The sequence below is a fragment of the Alkaliphilus crotonatoxidans genome (assembly GCF_054658015.1).
Genome location: NZ_BAAHXS010000004.1, coordinates 769100 through 792182, shown reverse-complemented (window position 1 = coordinate 792182; position 23083 = coordinate 769100). Strand labels below are relative to the sequence as shown.

Below are 23083 nucleotides of genomic sequence, written 5' to 3'. Positions count from 1 at the left end.
TTTTTTGAGACCTAAAAATGAAATGATATGCTCCCAAATCTAAATAAAGAGGGTAAATTACCAACGATGGCAAGTGACAATTAATTGGCATAAAAATTGCTCATAGTTTTCAGTGTACTTTAACAATTAAAAAAGGAGGTAAGAAACTATGGATCCAAGTGAGATTTTAAATAGGTTAAAGGAGGAAGTTGTTCAGGCCATGGGCTGCACAGAGCCCGTTGCAATTGCCCTTACTGCTGCCCACGCCTTTAAATTGGTGCAGGGAAAAGTAGAAAATATAAAATTAAATGTAAGCTGTAATATTTATAAAAATGCTAAGGCTGTTGGTATCCCTGGAACAGTGCATACGGGGGTAGAAATGGCTGCGGCCTTAGGGGTTTCCATCAGCAAACCAACCTATGATCTGAATATTTTATCTTCACTGACGAAGGCTGATTTAGAGAGCGCACTGCAATTACAGAAGAAGACCCCTGTTGAAGTAGAGGTGTTGTATGATTCACCAAAGGTTTATATTGATGTGAAGATCAATACTGATAAAGGCATTAGCAGGGCCATAACCTCAGGTCGGCATACTAGCCTGGTACTGCTTCAGAGAGGAGAGGAGATCCTGCTTGATAAGAGAGATCAAGAAAACATCTGTAAAGAAATCGTTGGACTAACTAACCATACATTAAGAGAATTAATAGAAAAGGTTTTAAGCATACCCACTTCTTCTCTGGAGTTTCTGCAAAAAGGGATTGAATTAAATATGGCTATGGCTGAAGCCGGGTTAAAGATGAACAGGGGAATGAAGATAGGAAGCTGCTGGAAAAGCCTAACAGAAAGAGGCCTTTTAGGCACTGATTTAAACAACGATATCTCATGCTATACGGCAGCAGCCTGCGATGCTCGAATGGATGGTGTTCAATTACCTGTTATGAGCAGTGCTGGAAGTGGTAATCATGGGTTAGTAACGATTATTCCTATCGCCAGGGCGGCGGAGCGTCTGAAGGTTCCCCATGAAAGAGTAATGAAGGCCTTAGCCATAAGTCATTTAGTAAATATTTATATAAAAGAGTTTACCGGAAGATTATCTCCAATATGTGGATGTAGCGTAGCCGCCGGTGCTGGGGCCAGTGCTGGGCTTACTTATCTTTTAGGGGGAGGAATGGAGGATATCGATAGGGCTATTGTTAATATTATATCCAGCTTAGCGGGGATGATTTGTGATGGGGGGAAGGTAGGCTGTGCTTTAAAGCTTTCTGCCAGCGCCAGTATGGCTTGGCAAGGGGCCCTTTTAGCTCGAGAGGGAATAAAGGTTCCAGCAGGTAATGGAATTGTAGCGGCTACCCTGGAGGAAACCTTACGAAATCTAGGCAAGGTAAGCCAGGAGGGAATGGCACAGGTAGATAAAAGTGTAATTTTAGCCATGGATAGCCAATGCTTAGAGCTAGTTTAGTATGGAAGGCCTACAGCAAATGATAGCAAATTATCTTTATTTTAAGAGCAATAGCCCGGGGCGACTATCTTACTTAGGATTATATAATAAGTTTCATATGTGCAAAGATATTTTAGATACCAGGAGGATTTCAACAAGATAAGGCCGAATTTCTATAGATCACATTATTCAAAAAGGGGAATCAGAGAGTGCAGGTTAAAATATTAGCACTAGATGAAGTAAGGGAAGAAGTACTTAAATATGCAGTGATAGTCGCCTCATTTCAAAATAAGTGGATATTCGTCAGGCACAGGGAAAGAAGCACCTGGGAGATACCTGGAGGCCGCAGGGAGCTTGATGAGACAATTTATGATACGGCCAAAAGAGAACTATATGAAGAAACCGGGGCAACCGCCTTCCAATTGCAGGCGATTTGCGACTATTCTGTTAATCGTCAGGATAATTGGTCCTACGGCCGGATATTTTACAGCCAAATCGAAGGGCTGGGGCCACTGCCCGATATGGAAATAGAGGAGGTAAGGTTTTTTGATGGACTGCCGGATCATTTAACCTATCCTGAGATACAGCCCCTGTTATTTAATCATATATTAAACTGGAAGCAAAATAACGCACGTTAGAAAGCCAGAGAAAAAGAAAAACTAAAAAAGCCAGACCATTGGTAGGGGTAAGAAAAAACCCAAAGCCATGGCCTGGCTTTTTAAATTTGTTACTATTTTACTATTCTTTTATATATTAACATATGGTAGAATGATTTCCAATTACAATAACATCAAAGACCTTTAATTAACAGGCTCAGAACCTTAATGTCATCAAAAATCAAGCAGTTGTTTTTCCTATTTTATTACTGATTAAATGTCCTAAAATTAAGGCTAAGGTACTGGGGCATTTTAAATTAAACTGCCCAAAATGTATTGTAAGGGAGCCAGAAGAGAGAGGAAATTCTATGGAAAACAAAAAGTATTTTGATGAACTGATACTAGAAAAAAAAAGAGAGGCCTCGCAGCTACAAAATTTAATAGAGAAGCAGAAAGAGGAAAAGAAAATTCAAGAATCGATTAAATGTGGAAAGGCAACGGTGGCAGATAAAGAAGTAGAATTTGAAGAAAGAAAGCTATTTGATGGGCTGATATCAATTGCCATTCCCAAGACTTTTTCCTATAAGGAATTAGATGGAAGCTATCGGATGTTTCATAGTCAAGCCAATGATATCAACATAATTTTTACCCTGGGCGAGGGCTTCGCAGAGGATTTAACCATACCCTCCTATAAAAGCCAGATGGAGGCAATGCTCCATCAAGAATTAAAGGCATTGATCAAGTGGGTTGAAGAGGGTTTTATGATGCTGAACGGCCTTAAAATAACCTATACAGCCTTTACAACCCCGGTGGAGGCCGACATTTGCTATAATTTTGTCTTCTTTACCAAAATAGCAGATCAAGCCCTGGTGGTGAATTATAATTGTACCGGAAAAATCGTTGAGGATTGGCACCCTGTAGGAAAAGGAATTATGAATTCATTGAAAATCAATAACTAATTATCAAGGAAAAGAGGTGAAGCAGAATAATGCAGCAATTACAGGACTATTCAAGGTTGAAAATTTCAATTAATGGTGAGGCTTTATCGCTGGCGACAATTGAGGATTTAAAAATTGAAGCACAGATTAATCAGCATGGAAAGCTAACCCTTGCAGCGATTTTACAGGAGAATGATAAAAGCATTCCTTATCTTTATCAGGTATCAGCCAATTCAGAAATTAAAGTACATATTGAAGATGAAGAAAATACAACGCTATTTATCGGTATCATTACGGCCCTTGATGTTAAAACCGTACATCAGGTGGGTTACATTAGCCTGACGGCCCTGACCTATAGCTACCTACTAGATATTACCCGTAAGAGCCGATCTTTTCAAAATGCTAGCCTCACCTATGGTCAACTGGCAAAAAGGGTGTTACAGCACTATGACCATGCCTATACCATGTTCCCCGATTCCACCATTGAAAACGAGGTTACCGGAAAGCCCTATGTACAATATCAAGAAACAGATTGGGACTTTTTAAAGCGATTGGCCTCTGATCGTAATATTGGTCTGGTACCAGCCGCGACCCAGAGAAATATTAAATTTTATTTTGGATTTAATGCCTTAAGGAATTTCGGCCATATAGACGAATTAGTAATAAACCACCACGTCTCAAAGGATTTGGAAACCTACAAGCTAATGGCAGAAAATCAAAAGCAGGATCTTACAGAGGAGGATTACATTATATATCATGTACAGTGCATTCAGCTTTTTGAAATTGGTAATCAGGTAATCTTTCAAAAGAAAAAATTCTATGTTCGTTCTTTCGAAATCCTCGTTAATAATGCCATAATAACCTATCACTATGAGCTGTGTCAAAGAAAGGGCTTGAGCCAGAAAAAGATACAAGCCCGGCATTTGACAGGCTTATCCCTTGGAGGCAGCGTGATTGGCGTTTCAAAGCATGATGTAATGGTGAAGTTAGATATTGATCAGGAGCAGAGTAAAAATGAAGCCTATTGGTTCCCCTTTACCAGTGTTTACAGCTCCAGCAATAATACAGGCTGGTATTTTATGCCCGAAATAAATGATCGTGTCAGGCTCTACTTTCCCGACCATCAGGAGGAAAAGGCGGTTGTAGTTAATGCCACAGCCATTTCACCATCACAAAAAAATACCAACGTGAGATATATTCATACCAAGTATGGGAAGGAGATTAGGCTGGCCCCAGATGGAATCTATATCACGGGAAAAAAAGGGGCTCTGTTTATTAAGCTGAATGAGGAGGATGGAATCGAGATTAGTGCCGATAAAGCTATACTCATCGAATCCCAGGAAGAAATTAAAATTGTATCTGAAAAAACAATTGATATTACGGCAGGGGAGATTAATATTGGTACCGGTCTTGATGAGGGTGGAACAATTGAAATTAACGAAAATATCAACATCTCTGGAAAGCTTGTAAAGGTAAACGAGCAAAATTAAGGGGGCGAAAATGAACCAAATAGAGGCAATCAGACATTTTAACGAAAAATATGGATACCCTTACTTGCTGGAAAGGCTTAAAGGGTTGAAGCAGCTACTATTCACCCAGCAGACTGCCCTTCAGAGCAGCTTTGTGAAGGCCTTTCAGCAGCTCTGTCAGGAGGTTATTCAAAAACAGAAAACAAAGAAAAAGGGAAAAATCAAGTATATTAACATTTCCTTTCTAAGAATTGGGATAATTAACCGATGTCCTAGCTTGATTATGGAGGCTTACGACGAAAATTGGTTTTATGATACTAAGAGACTTAGGGTGGCCTACGATGGCTCCTGGCTTTTAGAACCCCTTTGGAGCTACCATGAAAATTTGGAAAAAGAGATGAAAAGGTATGGCGGTACCCTTAAAAGCCATGATGTAGAGGCAATTTTATTGGAAAATTCCCACCACTTTATTACGTTTTTAGTATCATTGGCTCGACATAGTATTGAAAAGGCTATAGAAACCGCTGAATTTAAAACCATGGAAAAAGAACCCGTCTATTATATATTGGCCGGGGAGTATAGAGATGCCAGCGACATCATTTATTGTAATGAAAACACCCTGGTACAGCCTGAAGCCAAGGAAATAGGTAATCACTTTCAGAAGGCTGAAAGGGTCTTTATCCATGAATATCATAGAGGGCTTAATCTAACCCATCAAAAATTTACCTATGGAAATTTAAGCTACAGCTCCTTTAAAGGCAGTTGGCTGACCAGTAGTCAACTGATAGGCGCCATTTTACTGGGCACTAACTTTAAACAAAGCCGTTTAAAGGATTGTAATTTATCAGCTGCAATCCTCCATGATAGTAGCTTTGAGGGGGCAGAAATATTAGATTGTACATTTGAAAAAACCTTTGCAGATGTCAGGTTTGCACCACAATTTACTATCCCAACTGGCTGCTTTGGGGTCAGCTTTAAAAATTCCCAAATTAGTGATACCAGCTTTACCGGCGCTATTCTGGTGGGCGCCAAATTTTCAGGGGCAACATTAACTAGAGTCGAATTTAAGAACTGTGATTTACAATATTGTGATTTTTCAATGTCGAGACTTGAAGAGGTGGATTTTACGGGAGCTATACTGGATCATTGCATATTTGATCGAAGTCAGCTTGATGCCTTAGGCCTTACAACTGATCAATTAGAAAAGATTACACTGAATTAGGGTGGTTACTATGGAATATTATCAGATTCAACAAAATGAGAAGCTTAAGGGCAGCATTACATTAAACAGAGAATATAAGAAAATGCTTGAATCAGCCCAACATCAAGATGAAGCCCTGGTACTGTACTATGATTCAAGGGAGTACGGTCAAATGGATTATATCACCCTTGGCAGACATACTCTGGTTTCAGATCGGCTGATGAAGCTATTAAAGCAATATGAAAATGAAATTCTCTTTAAACTGATTTTTATAATCAATCAGAATAGTAGGGAAAGAAATCAATACTGGCTTATGGAGGTACCACAGCTTCAGTGTCTTTCGAAAAAGACGGAATTTTATCCTGATGGCACTATCAAGCGCCTGGTGATTGATGAAGAACTGATAAAAGACAGGGCAATCTTTACCATAGACAGCTCTGCCAGACAGTATAGCAGAATAAGAACCCTAGTTAATCTTGCCGTAGCAGAAAGTATTTTAAGAAGGGGAATTGCAGGTATTACCTATGAAACAGTTGCAGTAGAACAGGAGGAGGCCTATGTCAGCAGAGAAGGATGAAAAAATTTATGTAGTGAGGGGAGCCAGGGCCAAATGCAGCCTGGGGAGTATGACCTGCAGGCTAATGATTCCCCTATGTCATGGTGTCTATATTGGCGGAAAACCCCAATTAAATATAAACGACTATCAGGTTGGGCTAAATATATCTCACTTCGGATTTTGTCATAGTAAAATACCCTTCGACCGGGAAACCGGTCTGGATGATCAAGGCAATGTTGTTTGTCTGTGCTTTCCAGAAATAACAGGGCCATGGGTAGGTGGCCAGGATAATGATCTGATAGATGGGGCTCCAGCCCTCACCACAAATTGCATTAATAACTGCTATTTTGGAGGAACCATTACCATAGAACACCATGAACAGCATGAATAACTTAGTACAAAGGAGTATAAACCATGGGGGACAAAAGCTACATCAATTTTAGCCAGCTCAGGGTAATTGGAAGCCTTAAGCTGGAGGAACTGATTGACGTTACTATTCACCGGGAGATTAATCAGCATACCCGGGCTACTATTGTTGGTATTATTAATGAGGATGTGAAGGATACTTACATTCAGCAGGTGACTCAGGAGGATGAAATTGGCCTGGTTTATTATACTTCTGAGGGGAAGGAAAATAGGCTCTTTTGTGGGGCTGTCAGCCGGATTGAGGTTCATGGTATTCAAGGGGTTTTTTATGCTTCTATCGAGGCTATTTCAGGCTCTCATCTGATGGATGTTGTCAGGAAAAGCCGCTCCTTTCCCAGGGAGGCTACTTGCACTGATATTCTTAAAGCAATTAAGGCTGATTATCATAAGGGGGATTTTATTGAAATTTTACCTGAAAATCCTCCCCTTGATCGCCTTTTGGTACAATATGAGGAATCTGACTTTGAATTTGTTAACCGGCTGGCTTCTCAGTTGGGGGCGGTGGTCATTCCAGAGGATCTTTTTAACAGGCCTCGGTTCTTTTTTGGTATTCCTCAACGGGATGAAATTGTATTAACGGAAGATGGCTATGGGCTAAATAAAAATTTTTCTGCCTACCTAGAGTCTCGTTTTAATTACAATAAACAGGCATCAGAAAGTGCCTTCACCTGCTTTCAGTTTACTTCGGGAGAGGTGCTCAAACTGGGTGATTCTGTTCGGTTCAATGGGTATAAGCGGGTTGTGACTCGGATTCATACCCAGGTGATTGGAGGACAGCTTTCTCATACTTATTCTTTAACGCCTGTGGCAGGGCTGGGGCAACGGAAAGGGAAGAATGTAAAGATTAAGGGCTGTAGTCTAACGGGTCAAGTAAAGGATGTTCAGGGAACGAAGGTAAGGGTACAGCTGGATATTGATGAAGACCGGGAAATTCAAAACTGGTATTCTTACATAACTGAAAGCAGTAACGGGTTATATAGTATGCCCCTGGTGGGGGATACGGTACAAATATATTTTCCTTCTGATGACGATGAGGAGGCCTTCGCCCGGGGAAGTTATCCTAAAAGCACTGCTAATCTAAACCCCGACATTCGGTATTGGGCTAATCCCCAGGGCAGAAGGATTGAATTTAGTCCAGGTGGCCTTGAATTCAAGGTTATAAATGATACAATTAACAATAGGAAGATTGTAATAAATTTGAATGACAGCCTGGGAATTAAGGTAGTTAGTCATAAACCTATATTGATTGGTGGTGACGGGGCTGTTCATCTTAAGGCCAGGTCTATTTCTATTCAGGCTAAGGAGGCTGTTAACCTCATGGCCTGGCCCAAGGCTCGACAGGGCGTGGTGCCACTGCTGGCCAAGGGAATTATGCTGACTCCTACGGATATATCGATTAAGGGGCGAGATCATTTTTTTTCGGGCTATGAAAGACTGAGCTTTCCTTTTGAGGAGGAGCCCCGGCCTGCTTTTTGTACTGCTGTAAGGAAAAATCCAGAGAGGAAGAGCCGGTTAAAAAAGATGCTGGTTGGTGTTGGCATAGCTCTGGTTGTGGTTGCTGCTGCTGCTGTTATTGTTTTTGGTGTTGGGCCTGCTTTATTGGCGTTGGGGAAGGTAGCTTTAGCTGCTGTACCTGTTATTGCCAAAGCAGCACCCCTGCTGGCTAAGGGGAGTGCTTTATTAGGTAAGATGTTGCCTGTTATTAAGGCTACAGGTCATTTTTTGATAGGGGGACTAATTATAGCCGGGGTGCTGGGCAGGGAACATGAAAGCCAAGAGGAAACGGATGAAGCTCTAGCACTGGAGGAAATCAAAGACGAGGGTAATTATCAGGTGATGCTGACATATTCTACTAATCCACTGTTAAAGTACAACAGCTTTGACTGTATCCCTTCTATGGCGATGTATGCTGATGCTCTGATGGCTGAATCTAAAGGTAAAGACTACATCCTTCAAGAGGTTTGCAGGGCCATATTACCTAATAATCTTGCATTAATGAAGCCTGCCTTAGAAAAAGAGGATAAGGGACTCCAGGCAGGGGTCGTGTATCTATGGGATCGAACGAAAGCCTTGGGTCACGGTGGCCTTAATATGATTAAAAATAATGTAAAGGCCATACCTGACGTGGTTAAGACTTCTTTATATGGTTGGGGTATGTTGATTAATGCTGCTGTTGCTCCCTTTGACCAGGAACAATTTGAACAAAATATGATTTATTTGGCCGATCAAACAAAGGGTTTTCGACAGGGAATAGATTACACTATCGATAACTTTTGGGATAAGGAGAAGAATCCGATTACAGCTCCCTTCTATTATCTGATTCAAAATGGTGAGGTCTATCTGGACCCCAATACTCCCTATGATGAGCTGGTGGCCTATAATGAAAAGGCCTATCAAACTGCCCTGATGATGATGGGTATGGAGAAATTCTCAAACAGCATTAAAATAAGCCCGAACGGATTAAAGGTAATGGAAGCCTTAACCCCGGAAGGGGTAATTGTAACTAATCTAATCTATGATGCTAATGCTGTGACTATATCCTATGGCCAGGCTACCCAAGGAATGGCTCTGATGGCTGCTGCTAACGGTGGGAATGATGGTGGTAATGGTAGCGGTAGCCAGGAGGATGGGGAGAGCGAAGCTACTAAGGAAGAAATTGAGGGTTCGGGGCAGCTAGATTCAAATATATACAAACCGGTAAATTATGAGGGAACTGTTAAGGTGAATGGAGAAATACGAGATGTAAGTAGAAGGGTATATCAAAGAAATGATATAGATATAAGCTATTTGGATGAAACAACAGGTTTGACAAATTTAGAAAGAATGCAAGCAGGAAAACCACCAATAGGTTCAGATGGAAACCCTATACAGTTACATCATGTACTACAAAAAGAGGCAGGTCCCATGGTTGAAATACGGGAGGTTACCCATCAACAGTATTATTCGCAATTGCATGGTTTAATTGAGAATGGTGCAAGCTTTAGAAACAATCCAATCTTAGATAAACAGTATAATAACTTTAGGTATAAATATTGGAAATGGAGAGCCAGACAAATAACAGGAGGTAACTAATATGTTGGACGAACTATATAATATAATAAAGAATAACGAGAGCAAAGGCGATTTTACTTACGTTGAAGTAACAAATGACATGTTAAATGAGGCAGAAAAGGAATTAAAATTAAAGATGCCAAAGGAATACGTTTGGTTTTTACAAAAGTTTGGACATGGAGGTATTGGTGGCATTGAAGTCATAGGAATTGGAAAAAATAAAACTTTAGCCTTTGTAAAAGAAACCTTAAAATATCGTATGTATGGATTGCCAAGTGAATTGATAGTAATTGAAAATTGTGATGAGTGGGTATATTGTATTAATTCTATTGATGAGAAGATTGTAATGTGGTCGCAGGTTAATAGCAGGTATACTGAGGCATATGATAATTTTGAGGCATATCTAAAAGATAGAATTAATGATATGCTAGAAAATATATGATTTAAGAAATATTTTAAGAACGCAGATACACTCAAGCTGACTTACAGCACCTACACTAGCCACGAAAACGCCACTGCGGGTGAGCGGAAGGGGCCCATTTAGGGCACCGGTTGGTAAACATCAAGTACGGAATGATGAAAAATAAGACAGAGTATCGGGAACCGATTCGAGAAGAAGAACAGTAATTTTTCTATTTAAAAACAGCACGAAGAGGTCGAAGACGTGCTATAATTTTTTTAATTGAACAAAGACATTACGGTTCGTCGCATATCTCAGTATTCCACCTGAGGGGACGGGTGAAGCCGTACCTCAAAATATAAGTAAGGTGCATGTAGTCAGTGGAAAATCCTTAGATCATGCGAACGTCGGAGATTCCACATACAATCCTAAAACAGGTGCTGTATCAAAAGTAAAAGGTGAAGGACATGGTCAAGCGATATTGACTTTTTAGAGAAAAATGTAATTCCATATAATATTGAAAAAAACTTACGATAACGGTGTTTGAATTGGAAATATTCCAGATCATAAAAATCCTTTAAAAAGAACAGGAACAGGCCAGTCATGGTTCCCAGAAACTTGGGATACAACAAAAATTAATAATGCAGGGGATTACGTAGTTAATTTGCATAAGGCGAACCATTATTGATGGTGTTCCGATATATGGAATGTACGATGGTGTTGAAGTTGGAGTGATATACACTAATGGTAAACCTGCAACCATATTCCTAATTCTATTCAACCATAGAAAGGAAAGAATTTGTGCTGAATGAAAAAGTGACAGATTTAATTTGTGAAGGTATGTTATTAGACATAAACGATCCATCAATCGTTGATATTTGGGATGAATTAACACATTTACTTAGTGTTGAATTTAGAAAATACTATTAATTATTTAATGGATGTAATGAAAAGGAAATTGAGTTTTTATCTGCTGTTTTTGAAGATGTTGCGTATAACCTAAAAAGTAATAGATACATAATTGAACTTGAAAATCTTAAGAATAAATTTCCCAACCTAAACTTAGATTCAATAATTAGTTTAGCTAAAGAATATTCAGAATAGAGGAATTTATAATATGTTTAATGATTTCTATGCATATCGTAAAGAAGTACGCAAGAAACTTGGACGTTCTCAGCTTTATCCTGAAAACTCAAATCATTATAAAATCGGAGATAATAAATATTTTTCAAGATAATAAAGTATTTACAGAAAAATATTTAAAAAATCTTACTTTCAATGAAAAACAGGCTTTAGAATCATTATTCGGAAATATTAGTCGAATAAAATAATTGTATGTTGTTATTTTTAGTTGGACTTGTATCGAAGATACAAGTCCAATGGTTATAATTTGTCTATATGTTTTAGAACCTTCACCCCCATCCATAAATCCATTCAGGGTATAGAAAACTTCTTCTAAGGCAAACCGGTGTGTGAAAAAGTCTATGTAATTCTCAATCCAAAGTTGTACTAATATTATTTTTGAGTTTAGAAGAAAGTTTCCTAATATTAAGTTAAATATTATTACTAAGGATTAGAAATGTGAAGGGGGAAATAAGAAATGGATTTAACTTATTGAAATTATAGAATATATGCAAGATTCATTTGACAGTCTATACAAAAGAGCCAATTTACACTGCTAAAGACACTTTTTATGCATCACTAGAGGATTACATAACATATTGATAGCTCGAAAAAAATAGCTATAAAGTTAGAGTATAAATGCTATCCAATGTGGATTTATGATAACAAATCTGTAGATAATGATTTGGTCGAAGAATTAATTAATGATATAGATTATGACGATCTCATAAAAGATGAATAGGATTAAAGCTAACTATTTTAGGCCTGAAGGGTTCAGATAAAAAGGCATGGAACTATGTTCGTGATGACTATTTTAATGGAGATCAGGTGGCAGCAGATGCTTATTATGAAGCATCGAACCAATTAATGATGTCTGGCTTGGGAATGATATTTTTCAGCCAATACGTATATAGAGCGGCCTTGCCCATGGCTTTATATGCCGATGGATTGCTGATGAGTAAAACAATGGAATATAATGTAACCCACTTTAGATTATATGATATAAGGGGAGTTGCAGCCAAACCACCAGGGGGAAAGGTAAACTTTGTAGTAGGAGGAAATATTGGTGATTTAAAGACTAGCCTAAGTAATCAAGGTATAAACCATCATAGCATCGGGTTAGGAAAGTATGGTGTTCTTTACGGAAATTACGATTTCAAGCAAATACCCAGCCTCGGATGGAATAACCTGCCAAGCATAGGAACTGGTGGTGTGCCTGCTATGTATGACCCTAATATAATGGGGGGTTTGCCACCAGCAGAATTGTTGCTGCTTAATAATCCGGCATTGAATGGACAATTGCCAGTCCCTAGTCATTATGGCTTAAATGGGCTTGATTTACCCAAACTACCAGGGTTAAATAATAATCAGGGTTATAGGGGTCATGAATTTGGTGATTTTAAAGAGTTATTGGATAATGGGAATGAGATAATTGAGAGGTCATATGAAATCGCTAAAGAGGGGACTGGTAAGATACCAAAACCAGGTGACCCCAATTTTATGGGGCCGCTTAAAGAAGTTGATGCTGCAAGGGCAGCCAATTGGATGAAACCTGATGGTACGACCTGGTGGCCACCAAATGATGGGGCTGTTCCAGGTACAGAGAAGACTGTGGCGTTACAAAGAGGTACAGAATTTGGAAGAATAGGTGGTGATGGCGAAGTTATGTAGCTCCACCTAACACATCACCAGAGAAACTAGCACTTAAACCAGGTACAGATACATCAGTATATAATGAATATAGAGTTATTAAAGACATACCTGGAGTTCAACAGGCAGAAGTTGCTGGATGGTTTGATATGCCAGGAGGAGGAACGCAGTTCAAATTGCCTGCTTCAATTAAAGATTTAATAGATGGTGGATATATTGAATTAATTATTAAAAATTAAGGTGGTGATATAAGTGTTCAGATTAGATACTAAAGACTTGGAGGCTCATATTTTAAAAGAAATAAAACCGATTCAAGAATTAATAAATTTAAAAGAACTTCATTTTACTAAAAATAGCTCAGGTAGTGAAGAAGGGACTTATATTTTTTCAGATCAACAGGGATACCATTTTGTTTATAGTGAAAGAGGCAATGAAACGAAACATAAAGTAACTGATAATTTATTTGAGATTACTTTTTGGACTATAAATTCTTTAGTTGGTTCTATTGCTTTTGAGCTAATGAAAAAAAATATTAAAAAAGGTGAAAATCAAAGAAAATATATTTTTGAACAACGCTTAATACTTCTTGAAAGAATTGGTACTAATTATAAAAAAGCAGGTGAAATAGAAATCGATGAGATTTTAAAAGAAAATCCTTTATAATTTATTATTGTAGCTTTTAATTTAATATATATTTTATCTCATATGGATAAATGGGATTTTCTGCAAGTGTGACCCCAGTTAATACCCCAATGCCAAGAATCCTACCCCGGTGAAAAAGTCCTCTCAGCCCACATTGCGGGCTGATGTTAGCCGAGTCGGGGAAGTTTTTGACCCCGGCTCTTTAACCTGCATCTTTTTCAACCCCATGGCTTACCCCTGTTTTAGCGTAAGAAATGAGCGGAAATTTTCCGATACCATTAGTTGCAGATGTGCGACCTAAAGCATTGCGAAAATTGGCATATATGCGACATTTCCCTGATAAAGCAACAGGAAGAAGAACAGCCAGTAGCATCAATCCAAACATTTATCAGATAAAATGAAAAACACGATTCTTTTTAAATATGCCAACAAAGCTTAGTAATGCCTGAATGGCATAGATGTCCCGCCATCAGTTTCAAAGGTCACACAGGGGCAATATTTTGCGACACAGGGCAAAGTGAAAGTGGTATATTGAATTTGATTCACCAGAAACTTAACCAGACCCGTCTACCCCATGGTTCATGGTGAACCATGAATTTACAGGAACCTGTTTCTATGGTAAAATGGTGCTGCCGGGGGTTACAGGGGGTAAAAATACTCTTTCTGTAGCTCCCTTTTCTGTTCTTTTTTTCTGTCCTTCTATTATCTGGCTCAAAATGGTGAGGTCTATCTGAACCCAATACTCCCTATGATGAGCTGGTGGTCTACAATGAAAGGCCTATCAAACTGCCCTGATGATGATGGGTATGGAGAAATTCTCAAACAGTATTAAAATAAGCCCGAATGGATTAAAGGTAATGGAAGCCTCAACCTCGGAAGGGGTAATTGTAACTAATCTAATCTATGATGCTAATGCTGTGACTATATCCTATGGCCAGGCTACCCAAGGAATGGCTCTGATGGCTGCTGCTAACGGTGGGAATGATGGTGGTAATGGTAGCGGTAGCCAGGAGGATGGGAGAGTGAAGCTACTAAGGAAGAAATTGAGGGTTCGGGGCAGCTAGATTCAAATATATACAAACCGGTAAATTATGAGGGAATTGTTCCTCATTGCGAGTATATATTAAGTGGCTTCAACATACTTTCGGATATTGAATAGAAAAGAGGGGTTATTATCAATAATATAAATATTCTATCAAAAGAAGAAGTTTTAAAAGAAGGAATAGAATTTACGGGAGATGTTTGTTATTCCGGAGAGTATGGTCAACAGATATATAATTTTCCTATGGAAGAAGGAGGGAATCCAATAACTGGGTTAGTTTTTGAGAGATATATTAATGGTAATATAAATTATTATAGCTACTATAAAAATGGTATTCAAGATGGTGAGTGTGTTAACTTTTATGAGACAGGGGAGCCAAAAAGATACTGTATTATGCGAAGAGGACAAATTTTGGGAAAAAATATTGTATGGTATAAAAATGGTAATATTAAATTAATAGAATATAGCAAGTATGGGATAGTATGTTCTTATGAAAAATTTGATGAACAAGGAAATATGATTGATAGAAAAATAGAACCTAATAATGTCGAAAAGACTTTATTGGAAAAATATAAGAAATTATATGAAAGGTCAGAATAGAAATGATAGCGATGTATAAAGAAATACAAGATGAAAGTGAAGCAATTGGAATCAAAAAAAATTGAATAAATTTATTATGTTAAATAGTCGTCTAGATTATAAAGAATTACAAAAAAGTAGAGGGTTGATATAGCATATTGGAAAGAACCAATTAAAGAGTATGCTGTATGTTGTATTGTAGTAATTAATTATAACACAAATGAGGTTTTAGAGAAAGTACATGTAGTGGGACAAATTAACTTTCCATATATTTCAGGATGCCTTGCATTTAGAGAACTGCCATTAATTTTTAGAGTCAGTTAAAAAGTTACAACATGCGCCAGATGTATATTTTTTTGATGGCAATGGATATTTACATCCTAGACATATGGGGGTTGCTACACATGCATCAATATATCTAAAAAAACCAACAATAGGTGTTGCTAAAAGTTATTATAAAATAGATAATAATGAATTTACAATGCCTGAAAACTATAATGAGGCATATACGGATATCATAGTGCATGGTGAAGTATATGGCCGTGCATTGAGAACTTGTAAAGATGTAAAACCTATTTTTATTTCCATAGGCAATTATATTGATTTAGATGCTACAACAGAAATAGTAAAAAAGCTAGTTGTAAAAGGTAGTTATATTCCTATTCCTACTAGGTTTGCAGATATTGAAACACATAAATGGCGAACATTTTATAAACAAATGAGCCTGTCAATAGAGACAGCAGTGTAAATGAATCAATTTTTTTCTTACAAATATAAACTCAAGGACGGAACAATAGAAACGTGAACAGGATACGTAAGGTTTATGAGCATTCGAGAAAAGGCGAAGTCAAGTTTAAATTTGTTGGTACTAATAATCTAGGACAGATAACCACTTACCATGTTGAAAGCGGAAAAGATTTTTGGAAAATGTTAAATGGGAACAAAGAGAAGGTTATTAACCCAATTCCTTAAATAAAGAGGTGATTATGTGGAATATAATGCAATTGTTAAGGGATTCAATGAGCATGTTGAGGAAGAGGTGATAGTGGAAATCGGGGGGGTTGAAATAACTGGTTTCATGCCCTTTGGAATCTCCTTTCAGCCAGAAGAAAAACAAGAATACTTAGTATCATTGGGGTTTGTCGTGCTTGATGATATTGAAATGCAAAAAATAGAACAATTAGACATGGGGTTCTACCGTATTGATAACAGCTTTGCTTATTTTATCAGGGGTTACTTTGATTTTGACAAACGTACTATCAATGCAGGGCTTATAGTTGAACTCGAGGAAGAAATGGTTGACGGTCTTGCATATTTTGACGGATGCTATGTCCAAATTAGAGTTGACAGAATAAATATTGATTTTCTAAACGAGTAAATCATGCTTCTCATGTTATCTTGGTGGGGACTACCCAGTACCAAGTGAATTGCTTTAATTCATCATTACCAACATAACCTTTGTTCCACCAGTAATTCCTGTTTAACATAATGGATCTCTTCGTTAACTATAAACAGAGGTTGAACAATTATCAGGTGATGCTGACATATTCTACTAATCCACTGTTAAAGTACAACAGCTTTGACTGTGTCCCTTCTATGGCGATGTATGCTGATGCTCTGATGATTGAATCTAAAAGGTAAAAACTGCACCCATCAGGAGGCTTGCAGGGCCATATTACCTAATAATCTTGCATTAATGAAACAATACAGGAGAGTCCAAGGTAGTGAAGGTACTGCTCCAAATCAGTCAAGCCAGCCACTAGTTAAAATTAAAGAAAATGGAATACCTATTTTAGATTATAGTAAAGGAGCATCTAATTCATGAGCGATAATAAATTAAGCATTATATCAGAGAAGTTTGAAAATGAAAAAACAGGAGAAAAAGTCGAAGGTATTACAATTATAATTGATGGAAAATTAAAAGATATGCTTGATATTATAATTGAAAAAGAGGGCATTTATAGTGACTATAAAGAAGTTATGCGTGATGTACTTTTTTCTGGTATAAATAATTATGTAAAGAAGTATAAAAGTGGAAATAATTCTCCGCCTATCAGGTAACAATACCTTAGAAGAGAATTATAATGAACCTTTGGAGATTTGGAAAATTAAATCCATCAGGTTTATGGGTTTCCTGTTTTCCTGATTAACTGGTACAAATTTTACTGGAGTCGTTCATAACCCCGTAACTCTTTCGCATAAATGGGCATTCCCTGTAAGTGCGACTCCGGTTACGACCCCAATGGCAAGAATCCGACCCCGATGAAAAAGTCCTTACAGTCTGCTTTGCGGCCTCTTGATGTAACCCGAGCCGGGGGAGGTCTTTGATCCCGGCTCTTTAACCTGCATCATTTTCTACCCCATGGTTCATGGTGAACCATGAATTTACAGGAAACTGTTTCTATGGTAAAATGGTGCTGCCGGGGGTTACAGAGGATAAAAATACTCTTTCTGTAACTCCCTTTTCTGTTCTTTTTTTCTGTCCTTCTATTATCTGGTTCAAAATGGTGAGGTCTATCTGGACCCAATACTCCCTATGATGAGCTGGTGGCCTACAATGAAAGACCTATCAAACTGCCCTTATGATGATGGGCATGGAGAAATTCACAAACAGTATTAAAATAAGCCCGAACGGATTAAAGGTAATCGAGGCTGTAACCCCGGAAGGGGTAATTGTAACTAATCTAATCTATGATGCTAATGCTGTGACTTATCCTATGGCCAGGCTACCCAAGGATTGGCTCTAATGGCTGCTGCTAACGGTGGGAATGATGGTGGTAATGGTAGAGGTAGCTAGGAGGATGGGGAGAGTGAAGCTACTAAGGAAGAAATTGAGAGCGCGGCATCTGAAGTTAAGATTTTAGGAAAAGGATCAACTGGCCGTACAACGGAAAATAACCTAACGGAGCAGCTTGCCATGAAAGAAGTTAAATCTAATCCTTTAGAGGGGGCAAAGGAATTAACTTCTGTGAAAATGTCTGATCCGAGATGGCCTGCAAACGATGGTTGGGTCAAGATGAGTAAAAACGTTAATGGTGTAGAAGTCCACTATGTATATAACACTAAGGCAGGCACATTTGTTAATTTCAAATTCAAGTAAAAAAAGCGAGGTAAAATAATGAACGAAGATAATATAATATTTGATTCGAATGGCAAAAAGTTAGCTATAGAACACTTATATACAGTTGAGAATTACTTTACATTTAATATCAAGGTGGAATCAGGAGAATTTACAGGAGCATCGCATTTTTGCATTTCAAAAGAAAATATATTGGTAATTGTCGAAGCATTATCAAAGATGCATGAGACACTTTCTGGATGCTCTAAAATAAGTGATAGTGATTCAGATGCATATATCAACCTTGAGATGGATAAATCAGGACACATATCCATGGCAGGACAAATTGGTGGAAGCCATGAAGAGCATAACATGAAGTTTAAATATACTACAGACCAAACCATCCTATCTGGGTTGATACAAAAGCTCAAGTCGAATCTGTAGATTTGACATAACTACGCTATTTAAAAATAAAGGTACACCTTTACAGACACCCTATGAATCTGCCTTTAACCTGCTGTTCTACAGAATTTTGGCAATGCATTGTTGAAAATTTGAAGTTTTCTTCAAAGAAGAAAGATTTAGATTTAATAAAGCTCATTAAAGAAATAAATATTGGAACTAATGAAAGACCTATTTTAATAAATAGGGATAATGCAATTGAATATCTTAAAAGTAAATGTATAATGTATAATATTTAACCTAATCCAAAACGTCTCTATCCTGACTGCCATTAGCGTTGCAAAAGACGGATGCCGTGAAATCATCGGTGCTGCCGAAAGATATGAAAGAGGATAAACAGAGCTTTCCTTCTTTGTAAGTCTAAAAGAACGAGGGCTATGTGGCGTACGATTAATTATTGGTGATCGTAACCTGGGCATGTTTGAAAAATGTTATAATGTGATTGAGGGATATTCTGTTGCAAATATTTGCTCGTTAATTGATGCGTTAGACCTAGAGCACTCTGATTACAGCGAGTTCGAGCCTGATGAAAATGAAAAAGTGCTTTCTGTTAGGAAGTACGCACTAAAACAAAATGCAATCAAAGAGCTACAAATATTTAGAGTAGAGAAAAGTCAAATGGCTATCTTTGTATCTGAAAAAGTAAAGGAGGAAATAGAGAAAAATAATATTACTGGTTGTGACTTTCTTGAAGTAAGAGTTTGTTTAAAATTCCACTAAACATTACCCCATCACCCATCAGTCAGCGTCATCTGCAATTTGATTTTTTCTTTCATTTGGTTTAAAAATTTTTCCGGCCCCAAAACCTGAACTACAGGGCCAAAGCTCAAGACCCTAATTAAAAGTTCCATTTCATCCTGAATATCGTAATAAATCCTGCATAGATAAGTATCTGTTTCCTCTTCATATTCCGTTTCCTTTTCCATTGAAGCGAATTGAAGCATGCACCGCTCCAGGGCATTGCGCCCTTTATAAATTCTTAGAACCAGAGGACTGAGGGCCCTTTTCTTTCTATGGTACCAATTGGGGTTGTAAGGGATATTTGTAGGGTAAAGCGCCTCAATTCGAGCCACATTTAATATGACAGGCTCATATTGACCTTTTTTCACTTGGAGGCCAAGCATTCGGAATTTATCATCCTTTGAAGAATAGTTTAACTGCTGGGGTAAATAATGATGACAGCTTCGATTACCTTTGCCGCTGTTATATTTCAGCTTAAGTATAGATTGGCTTCTGATTCCATCTACAAGCCCACGGAAAATATGAATATAGCAGGGATCATCATAGGGATCTCCATCAGTGGCCTGGTCAAAGATATAAATATCCTTTGAGGTAAAAAGAGGAGGTACATCAGCCAGAGCCTTCGTTAACAGAGTGATTTCATTCTGATCTAAAAACAGCTTAACCCTTTTATCCTCAAGTAACGCCTTAAGCCAAGCCTGTTGTAGACGTGTCATAGGAAGTAAAAAGCTGTTGGAACCCAATTTAGAGAAAAAGTAATCCTCCTGCTTCTCAAAGAAATGCCATTCCTTTTCTAAAAGGGGCATCATAAAAAAGCCACTGTCAGAAAAAGCAGTTTCGTTAATAATAGCTGATATTTCTTGATAGGTCATAAAGGCTTTTTTTCCAGCCTCTTCTAAAACTCTTCTCATGGCTTTAAAATAACAGCTGTATATTTCAGAAAACAACTCCATCTTATTCACTTCCCCAATACATTTGATATAAAGAGGTCATATCCTGGTTAAATCGATCAATTACCTCTTGATTGTTAGATTCCAGTTTTAGTATTCGGCCCGTAAAGGTTTTGATCCAGGGGGTCATTTCCGTTGCATCAAAGCATTTCTTTGTATATAAAAAGGTGTTGGGGCCTATCCTTTCAAGACTGCCGCCCCTGCCCTCTCGATTGATTCGATCAATTACGTAGGTCTCCTTCCTTTCATCAATCCACAACTTCATAATCAGCTGATCACATCGATTCCTACCTCCGAAACTGACACCCCATATTTGGTCAAGGTTGTTATCAAGCTTTTTCTTCATATCCTTTGCCTCGGAATAGACCTCAAGCAATTGAACTGATTTGATATAATCTAACCTGAAGCAGGAAAAACGCCCGCGCTTAACCATATACAAACAGACATACCTTCTTCCCGTTGCTGCACTAATAAATATTTTTAAGGGAATCCCCTCATGGGTAGTTAAGCGTTCCACTTTTTCACTAAAGTTTTGAAAACAGATTTTCCTATTTTCATGCATCGCTTTTAAAATTTCAAACAGCATTCCATCTTCTAGGGTGTGGACAATGTAGTGATGTTGAAATGTGAAAAGCTCATTGCCATCCACTTCATTATCCAGAATAAAGCTGCCTCATGGAAAAACTTCACTCCAACCCCTAATAGAGACATATCCGCTACCAGGTCTTTAAAATAAAGCGGAGACAGACTGTAAAAAACAATTTTTCCCCTCTGCCCCCTTAAAAGTAGTCCTGCCCTGTGGTATTCTACACATTTATTGCGAACAGTCTGGGCATCAAAGGTTACACCACTCTTCTTACTGATTGATTCAGTCAATTCATTGACAGAAAAGGAGCCCTTACCTTGAAAAGCATCCAGCAGATAAAAATGGAGTATTATATCGTTATTAGTAAAGCTTTTTGACTTCCAAGCAGCATAAAGGGGGTTCGTTTTAATTTGAGATGAATCAAGGGAGATAACAGTATTTTTTCCATTGCGGTTATATCCCCACCTCATATAATCACCTAAATAGCTCTCAATTCTACGTTTTTCATTGTCATAACTTCTCGATGATTTTCTTTTAAACTGGGAGCGAGACTTGAAACCATAGATGTAAAAATCCCTCATATAGTCCCTTATTTTATCAAAATTTCTTATCAGTTCACTAAATCCTGCCATAATTAAGCCCTCCCATTATTTTCATTTTAATCTAGTTTAATTATGTTCGCAAACTTTTTTAAATGATTCAATCATTCGACCTATGCTATTCTAAATGCAAGCAAATACATAGGCACAAAAGGAGAGGATTATATGTTTGTCATTTCTAATGAAAAAACAAAAGTACCTATTAAAATATGGCTGCCCGATGAAAGTAATTTAGAAGAAGGATGCCTTGAACAGGCATATAACCTGGCCAATTTGCCATTTTTACATAAATGGGTAATACTAATGCCCGATACCCATACGGGAAAAGGCATGCCTATTGGCGGCGTGATTGCAACTGAGAATGTGATTATTCCCAATGCTGTAGGGGTAGACATTGGCTGTGGCATGGGATTTATCGGTACCGATCTTTTGGTAGATGACATTAAGGATATACATACTGGAAACGGAGGTCTGATTCAGGCCATGATAGGAGATATTCTTAGAAACGTTCCAGTGGGTTTCAACCATCACAAAAAAGCACAGTTATGTAGAACCCTGGATCAAGCCAAGCAGGAATTAGACAAATATCAGGTCAATCCTGGGCTGATAGAGCATATTGAAAGAGGTTATTTTCAAGTAGGGACCTTGGGCGGAGGAAATCATTTTATTGAGCTTCAGGTGGATGATGAGGGGTTTCTCGGCATCATGGTCCATACGGGGAGCCGTAACCTTGGAAAGCAAATTTGCGAATACTTTCATAACAGAGCAAGGGAATTAAATAAAAAGTGGTATTCCATGGTGCCAGATCACCATCAGCTTGCCTTTTTGCCCGTTGATACAGAGGATGGCAAGCAATATATTCATTGGATGGAGCTGGCCTTAGATTTTGCTATGGAAAATCGAGCCCATATTATGGATACTGTCAAAGGGATTCTTGAGAAATATATTAAAAAATTTACTAAAATAAATTTTTCTTACACCCAAGAGATTAACTGTCATCATAACTATGCCTCCCTGGAACATCATTATGAAAAGAATGTATGGGTACATCGAAAGGGAGCCACCAGGGCAAGGCAGGGAGAGCCGGCAGTTATCCCCGGTGCCATGGGCTCCTATAGCTACGTAGTAGAAGGCCTGGGAAATGAAATGAGCTTTCATACGTCTTCCCATGGAGCCGGTAGACAATTTTCCCGCACTGCCGCTATGAAGGAGTTTACTGTGGAACAGGTGATGGTTGACTTAAAAAGCCAAGGTGTTATTTTAGGAAAGCACAGTAAAAAGGATGTACCTGAAGAAAGCCGTTTTGCCTATAAGGACATTGATGAGGTAATGGAAAACCAAAGAGATTTGGTGAAACCTTTAAAGCGGCTTAAAACAATTGGCGTTGTTAAAGGATAATTCATAAAATATAGATTTCTTAATCCTGATGCGTAGGGTTCAAAGGCCCTTGCGGCATGGAGGCGTTACCTGTCATGTACCGGATTAAGAAAAAGCAGTATATCTGCATATACGGAGGTTCGATTCCTCCCTCAGTCGTGAGTAGCCAAGGGGTAAGGCGTGCAGCTCAGTTGGTAGAGCAACTAGATTGCTCCGCCGAG

The 23083-nt window shown here is 38.2% G+C and carries 27 protein-coding genes and 2 pseudogenes; 25 read left to right on the top strand and 4 right to left on the bottom strand.

What is annotated here, in order from left to right; all coding sequences use genetic code 11:
* The first annotated feature begins 148 nt into the window (after positions 1 to 148).
* From ACYQ1I_RS06340 to ACYQ1I_RS06285, 12 genes and pseudogenes are all read left to right on the top strand, one after another.
* Positions 149 to 1438 (top strand): L-cysteine desulfidase family protein, encoded by a 1290-nt coding sequence (locus ACYQ1I_RS06340; RefSeq protein WP_459763490.1) that lies wholly within the window; start codon positions 149 to 151, stop codon positions 1436 to 1438.
* Positions 1439 to 1626: 188 nt separating this feature from the next.
* Entirely contained in the window at positions 1627 to 2055 is a 429-nt protein-coding gene (locus ACYQ1I_RS06335) for an NUDIX hydrolase (protein WP_459763488.1), read from the top strand.
* Positions 2056 to 2381: 326 nt separating this feature from the next.
* On the top strand, positions 2382 to 2972 hold the full coding sequence (locus ACYQ1I_RS06330; protein WP_459763486.1) for a hypothetical protein: 591 nt from the start codon (positions 2382 to 2384) through the stop codon (positions 2970 to 2972).
* A 29-nt stretch (positions 2973 to 3001) separates the two neighbouring features.
* Positions 3002 to 4441, top strand: coding sequence for a contractile injection system protein, VgrG/Pvc8 family (locus ACYQ1I_RS06325; protein WP_459763484.1), 1440 nt, complete (start codon positions 3002 to 3004; stop codon positions 4439 to 4441).
* Between the two features lie 10 nt (positions 4442 to 4451).
* Complete coding sequence (locus ACYQ1I_RS06320) at positions 4452 to 5642, top strand: pentapeptide repeat-containing protein (RefSeq protein ID WP_459763482.1); 1191 nt, start codon at positions 4452 to 4454, stop codon at positions 5640 to 5642.
* 10 nt (positions 5643 to 5652) lie between these two features.
* On the top strand, positions 5653 to 6198 hold the full coding sequence (locus ACYQ1I_RS06315; RefSeq protein WP_459763480.1) for an imm11 family protein: 546 nt from the start codon (positions 5653 to 5655) through the stop codon (positions 6196 to 6198).
* Positions 6179 to 6568: a DUF4280 domain-containing protein gene (locus ACYQ1I_RS06310; RefSeq protein WP_459763478.1), complete on the top strand. Its 390-nt coding sequence runs from the start codon at positions 6179 to 6181 to the stop codon at positions 6566 to 6568. The genes ACYQ1I_RS06315 and ACYQ1I_RS06310 overlap by 20 nt, the downstream gene beginning before the upstream one ends.
* 23 nt (positions 6569 to 6591) lie before the next feature.
* Complete coding sequence (locus tag ACYQ1I_RS06305) at positions 6592 to 9675, top strand: HNH/ENDO VII family nuclease (protein ID WP_459763476.1); 3084 nt, start codon at positions 6592 to 6594, stop codon at positions 9673 to 9675.
* Position 9676: 1 nt separating this feature from the next.
* Positions 9677 to 10096, top strand: a complete 420-nt coding sequence (locus ACYQ1I_RS06300; RefSeq protein WP_459763474.1) for an SMI1/KNR4 family protein — start codon at positions 9677 to 9679, stop codon at positions 10094 to 10096.
* Between the two features lie 1908 nt (positions 10097 to 12004).
* Entirely contained in the window at positions 12005 to 12847 is an 843-nt protein-coding gene (locus tag ACYQ1I_RS06295; RefSeq protein ID WP_459763472.1) for a hypothetical protein, read from the top strand.
* Between the two features lie 50 nt (positions 12848 to 12897).
* Positions 12898 to 13065, top strand: a pseudogene (locus ACYQ1I_RS06290) (TNT domain-containing protein); the annotation flags it as partial.
* A 13-nt stretch (positions 13066 to 13078) separates the two neighbouring features.
* Positions 13079 to 13489: an Imm63 family immunity protein gene (locus tag ACYQ1I_RS06285; RefSeq protein WP_459763470.1), complete on the top strand. Its 411-nt coding sequence runs from the start codon at positions 13079 to 13081 to the stop codon at positions 13487 to 13489.
* Between the two features lie 181 nt (positions 13490 to 13670).
* Here the strand turns inward: ACYQ1I_RS06285 and ACYQ1I_RS06280 are convergent, their stop codons facing one another.
* Positions 13671 to 13853 (bottom strand): hypothetical protein, encoded by a 183-nt coding sequence (locus ACYQ1I_RS06280; RefSeq protein ID WP_459763468.1) that lies wholly within the window; start codon positions 13851 to 13853, stop codon positions 13671 to 13673.
* A 409-nt stretch (positions 13854 to 14262) separates the two neighbouring features.
* Here ACYQ1I_RS06280 and ACYQ1I_RS06275 point away from each other — a divergent pair, with 409 nt between their 5' ends.
* The 12 genes and pseudogenes from ACYQ1I_RS06275 (at position 14263) to ACYQ1I_RS06220 (ending at position 19329) form a co-directional block, all read left to right on the top strand.
* Entirely contained in the window at positions 14263 to 14532 is a 270-nt protein-coding gene (locus ACYQ1I_RS06275) for a hypothetical protein (RefSeq protein ID WP_459763466.1), read from the top strand.
* Between the two features lie 221 nt (positions 14533 to 14753).
* On the top strand, positions 14754 to 15110 hold the full coding sequence (locus tag ACYQ1I_RS06270; RefSeq protein WP_459763464.1) for a toxin-antitoxin system YwqK family antitoxin: 357 nt from the start codon (positions 14754 to 14756) through the stop codon (positions 15108 to 15110).
* A gap of 129 nt (positions 15111 to 15239) precedes the next feature.
* Entirely contained in the window at positions 15240 to 15413 is a 174-nt protein-coding gene (locus ACYQ1I_RS06265) for an endonuclease V (RefSeq protein WP_459765302.1), read from the top strand.
* Between the two features lie 4 nt (positions 15414 to 15417).
* A pseudogene (locus ACYQ1I_RS06260) lies at positions 15418 to 15837 on the top strand (endonuclease V); the annotation flags it as partial.
* Positions 15838 to 16077: 240 nt separating this feature from the next.
* A complete protein-coding gene (locus ACYQ1I_RS06255; protein ID WP_459763462.1) occupies positions 16078 to 16467 on the top strand; it encodes a hypothetical protein in 390 nt (129 codons plus the stop codon).
* 140 nt (positions 16468 to 16607) lie between these two features.
* Complete coding sequence (locus tag ACYQ1I_RS06250; RefSeq protein ID WP_459763460.1) at positions 16608 to 16730, top strand: hypothetical protein; 123 nt, start codon at positions 16608 to 16610, stop codon at positions 16728 to 16730.
* Positions 16714 to 16914, top strand: coding sequence for a hypothetical protein (locus tag ACYQ1I_RS06245; RefSeq protein WP_459763458.1), 201 nt, complete (start codon positions 16714 to 16716; stop codon positions 16912 to 16914). The genes ACYQ1I_RS06250 and ACYQ1I_RS06245 overlap by 17 nt, the downstream gene beginning before the upstream one ends.
* Positions 16911 to 17150, top strand: coding sequence for a hypothetical protein (locus ACYQ1I_RS06240; protein ID WP_459763456.1), 240 nt, complete (start codon positions 16911 to 16913; stop codon positions 17148 to 17150). Before ACYQ1I_RS06245 ends, ACYQ1I_RS06240 begins: the two co-directional genes overlap by 4 nt.
* Positions 17151 to 17671: 521 nt before the next feature.
* Complete coding sequence (locus ACYQ1I_RS06235; protein WP_459763454.1) at positions 17672 to 17836, top strand: hypothetical protein; 165 nt, start codon at positions 17672 to 17674, stop codon at positions 17834 to 17836.
* Positions 17837 to 18006: 170 nt separating this feature from the next.
* On the top strand, positions 18007 to 18189 hold the full coding sequence (locus ACYQ1I_RS06230) for a hypothetical protein (protein ID WP_459763452.1): 183 nt from the start codon (positions 18007 to 18009) through the stop codon (positions 18187 to 18189).
* 18 nt (positions 18190 to 18207) lie between these two features.
* Entirely contained in the window at positions 18208 to 18591 is a 384-nt protein-coding gene (locus ACYQ1I_RS06225; RefSeq protein WP_459763450.1) for a WapI family immunity protein, read from the top strand.
* Positions 18592 to 19026: 435 nt separating this feature from the next.
* Positions 19027 to 19329 (top strand): imm11 family protein, encoded by a 303-nt coding sequence (locus ACYQ1I_RS06220; RefSeq protein ID WP_459763448.1) that lies wholly within the window; start codon positions 19027 to 19029, stop codon positions 19327 to 19329.
* A gap of 11 nt (positions 19330 to 19340) precedes the next feature.
* Here the strand turns inward: ACYQ1I_RS06220 and ACYQ1I_RS06215 are convergent, their stop codons facing one another.
* The 3 genes from ACYQ1I_RS06215 to ACYQ1I_RS06205 are packed head-to-tail and all read right to left on the bottom strand — an operon-like array spanning position 19341 to position 21518.
* Entirely contained in the window at positions 19341 to 20303 is a 963-nt protein-coding gene (locus tag ACYQ1I_RS06215) for a WYL domain-containing protein (protein WP_459763446.1), read from the bottom strand.
* Position 20304: 1 nt separating this feature from the next.
* On the bottom strand, positions 20305 to 20862 hold the full coding sequence (locus ACYQ1I_RS06210) for a WYL domain-containing protein (protein WP_459763444.1): 558 nt from the start codon (positions 20860 to 20862) through the stop codon (positions 20305 to 20307).
* A 32-nt stretch (positions 20863 to 20894) separates the two neighbouring features.
* The gene (locus ACYQ1I_RS06205) at positions 20895 to 21518 is read right to left on the bottom strand and encodes a hypothetical protein (RefSeq protein ID WP_459763442.1); all 624 of its coding nucleotides are present in this window, start codon (positions 21516 to 21518) and stop codon (positions 20895 to 20897) included.
* Positions 21519 to 21650: 132 nt separating this feature from the next.
* Here ACYQ1I_RS06205 and ACYQ1I_RS06200 point away from each other — a divergent pair, with 132 nt between their 5' ends.
* On the top strand, positions 21651 to 22883 hold the full coding sequence (locus ACYQ1I_RS06200) for an RtcB family protein (protein WP_459763440.1): 1233 nt from the start codon (positions 21651 to 21653) through the stop codon (positions 22881 to 22883).
* Positions 22884 to 23083 lie beyond the last annotated feature (200 nt).

Coding starts and splice junctions, on each gene's coding strand:
- ACYQ1I_RS06340 (WP_459763490.1), top strand. CDS start 149: ATGGATCCAAGTGAGATTTTAAATAGGTTAAAGGAGGAAGTTGTTCAG.
- ACYQ1I_RS06330 (WP_459763486.1), top strand. CDS start 2,382: ATGGAAAACAAAAAGTATTTTGATGAACTGATACTAGAAAAAAAAAGA.
- ACYQ1I_RS06325 (WP_459763484.1), top strand. CDS start 3,002: ATGCAGCAATTACAGGACTATTCAAGGTTGAAAATTTCAATTAATGGT.
- ACYQ1I_RS06320 (WP_459763482.1), top strand. CDS start 4,452: ATGAACCAAATAGAGGCAATCAGACATTTTAACGAAAAATATGGATAC.
- ACYQ1I_RS06315 (WP_459763480.1), top strand. CDS start 5,653: ATGGAATATTATCAGATTCAACAAAATGAGAAGCTTAAGGGCAGCATT.
- ACYQ1I_RS06310 (WP_459763478.1), top strand. CDS start 6,179: ATGTCAGCAGAGAAGGATGAAAAAATTTATGTAGTGAGGGGAGCCAGG.
- ACYQ1I_RS06305 (WP_459763476.1), top strand. CDS start 6,592: ATGGGGGACAAAAGCTACATCAATTTTAGCCAGCTCAGGGTAATTGGA.
- ACYQ1I_RS06300 (WP_459763474.1), top strand. CDS start 9,677: ATGTTGGACGAACTATATAATATAATAAAGAATAACGAGAGCAAAGGC.
- ACYQ1I_RS06280 (WP_459763468.1), bottom strand. CDS start 13,853: ATGTTTGGATTGATGCTACTGGCTGTTCTTCTTCCTGTTGCTTTATCA.
- ACYQ1I_RS06275 (WP_459763466.1), top strand. CDS start 14,263: ATGATGATGGGTATGGAGAAATTCTCAAACAGTATTAAAATAAGCCCG.
- ACYQ1I_RS06270 (WP_459763464.1), top strand. CDS start 14,754: ATGGAAGAAGGAGGGAATCCAATAACTGGGTTAGTTTTTGAGAGATAT.
- ACYQ1I_RS06240 (WP_459763456.1), top strand. CDS start 16,911: ATGAGCGATAATAAATTAAGCATTATATCAGAGAAGTTTGAAAATGAA.
- ACYQ1I_RS06235 (WP_459763454.1), top strand. CDS start 17,672: ATGATGATGGGCATGGAGAAATTCACAAACAGTATTAAAATAAGCCCG.
- ACYQ1I_RS06230 (WP_459763452.1), top strand. CDS start 18,007: ATGAAAGAAGTTAAATCTAATCCTTTAGAGGGGGCAAAGGAATTAACT.
- ACYQ1I_RS06225 (WP_459763450.1), top strand. CDS start 18,208: ATGAACGAAGATAATATAATATTTGATTCGAATGGCAAAAAGTTAGCT.
- ACYQ1I_RS06220 (WP_459763448.1), top strand. CDS start 19,027: ATGTTTGAAAAATGTTATAATGTGATTGAGGGATATTCTGTTGCAAAT.
- ACYQ1I_RS06215 (WP_459763446.1), bottom strand. CDS start 20,303: ATGGAGTTGTTTTCTGAAATATACAGCTGTTATTTTAAAGCCATGAGA.
- ACYQ1I_RS06210 (WP_459763444.1), bottom strand. CDS start 20,862: ATGCATGAAAATAGGAAAATCTGTTTTCAAAACTTTAGTGAAAAAGTG.
- ACYQ1I_RS06205 (WP_459763442.1), bottom strand. CDS start 21,518: ATGGCAGGATTTAGTGAACTGATAAGAAATTTTGATAAAATAAGGGAC.
- ACYQ1I_RS06200 (WP_459763440.1), top strand. CDS start 21,651: ATGTTTGTCATTTCTAATGAAAAAACAAAAGTACCTATTAAAATATGG.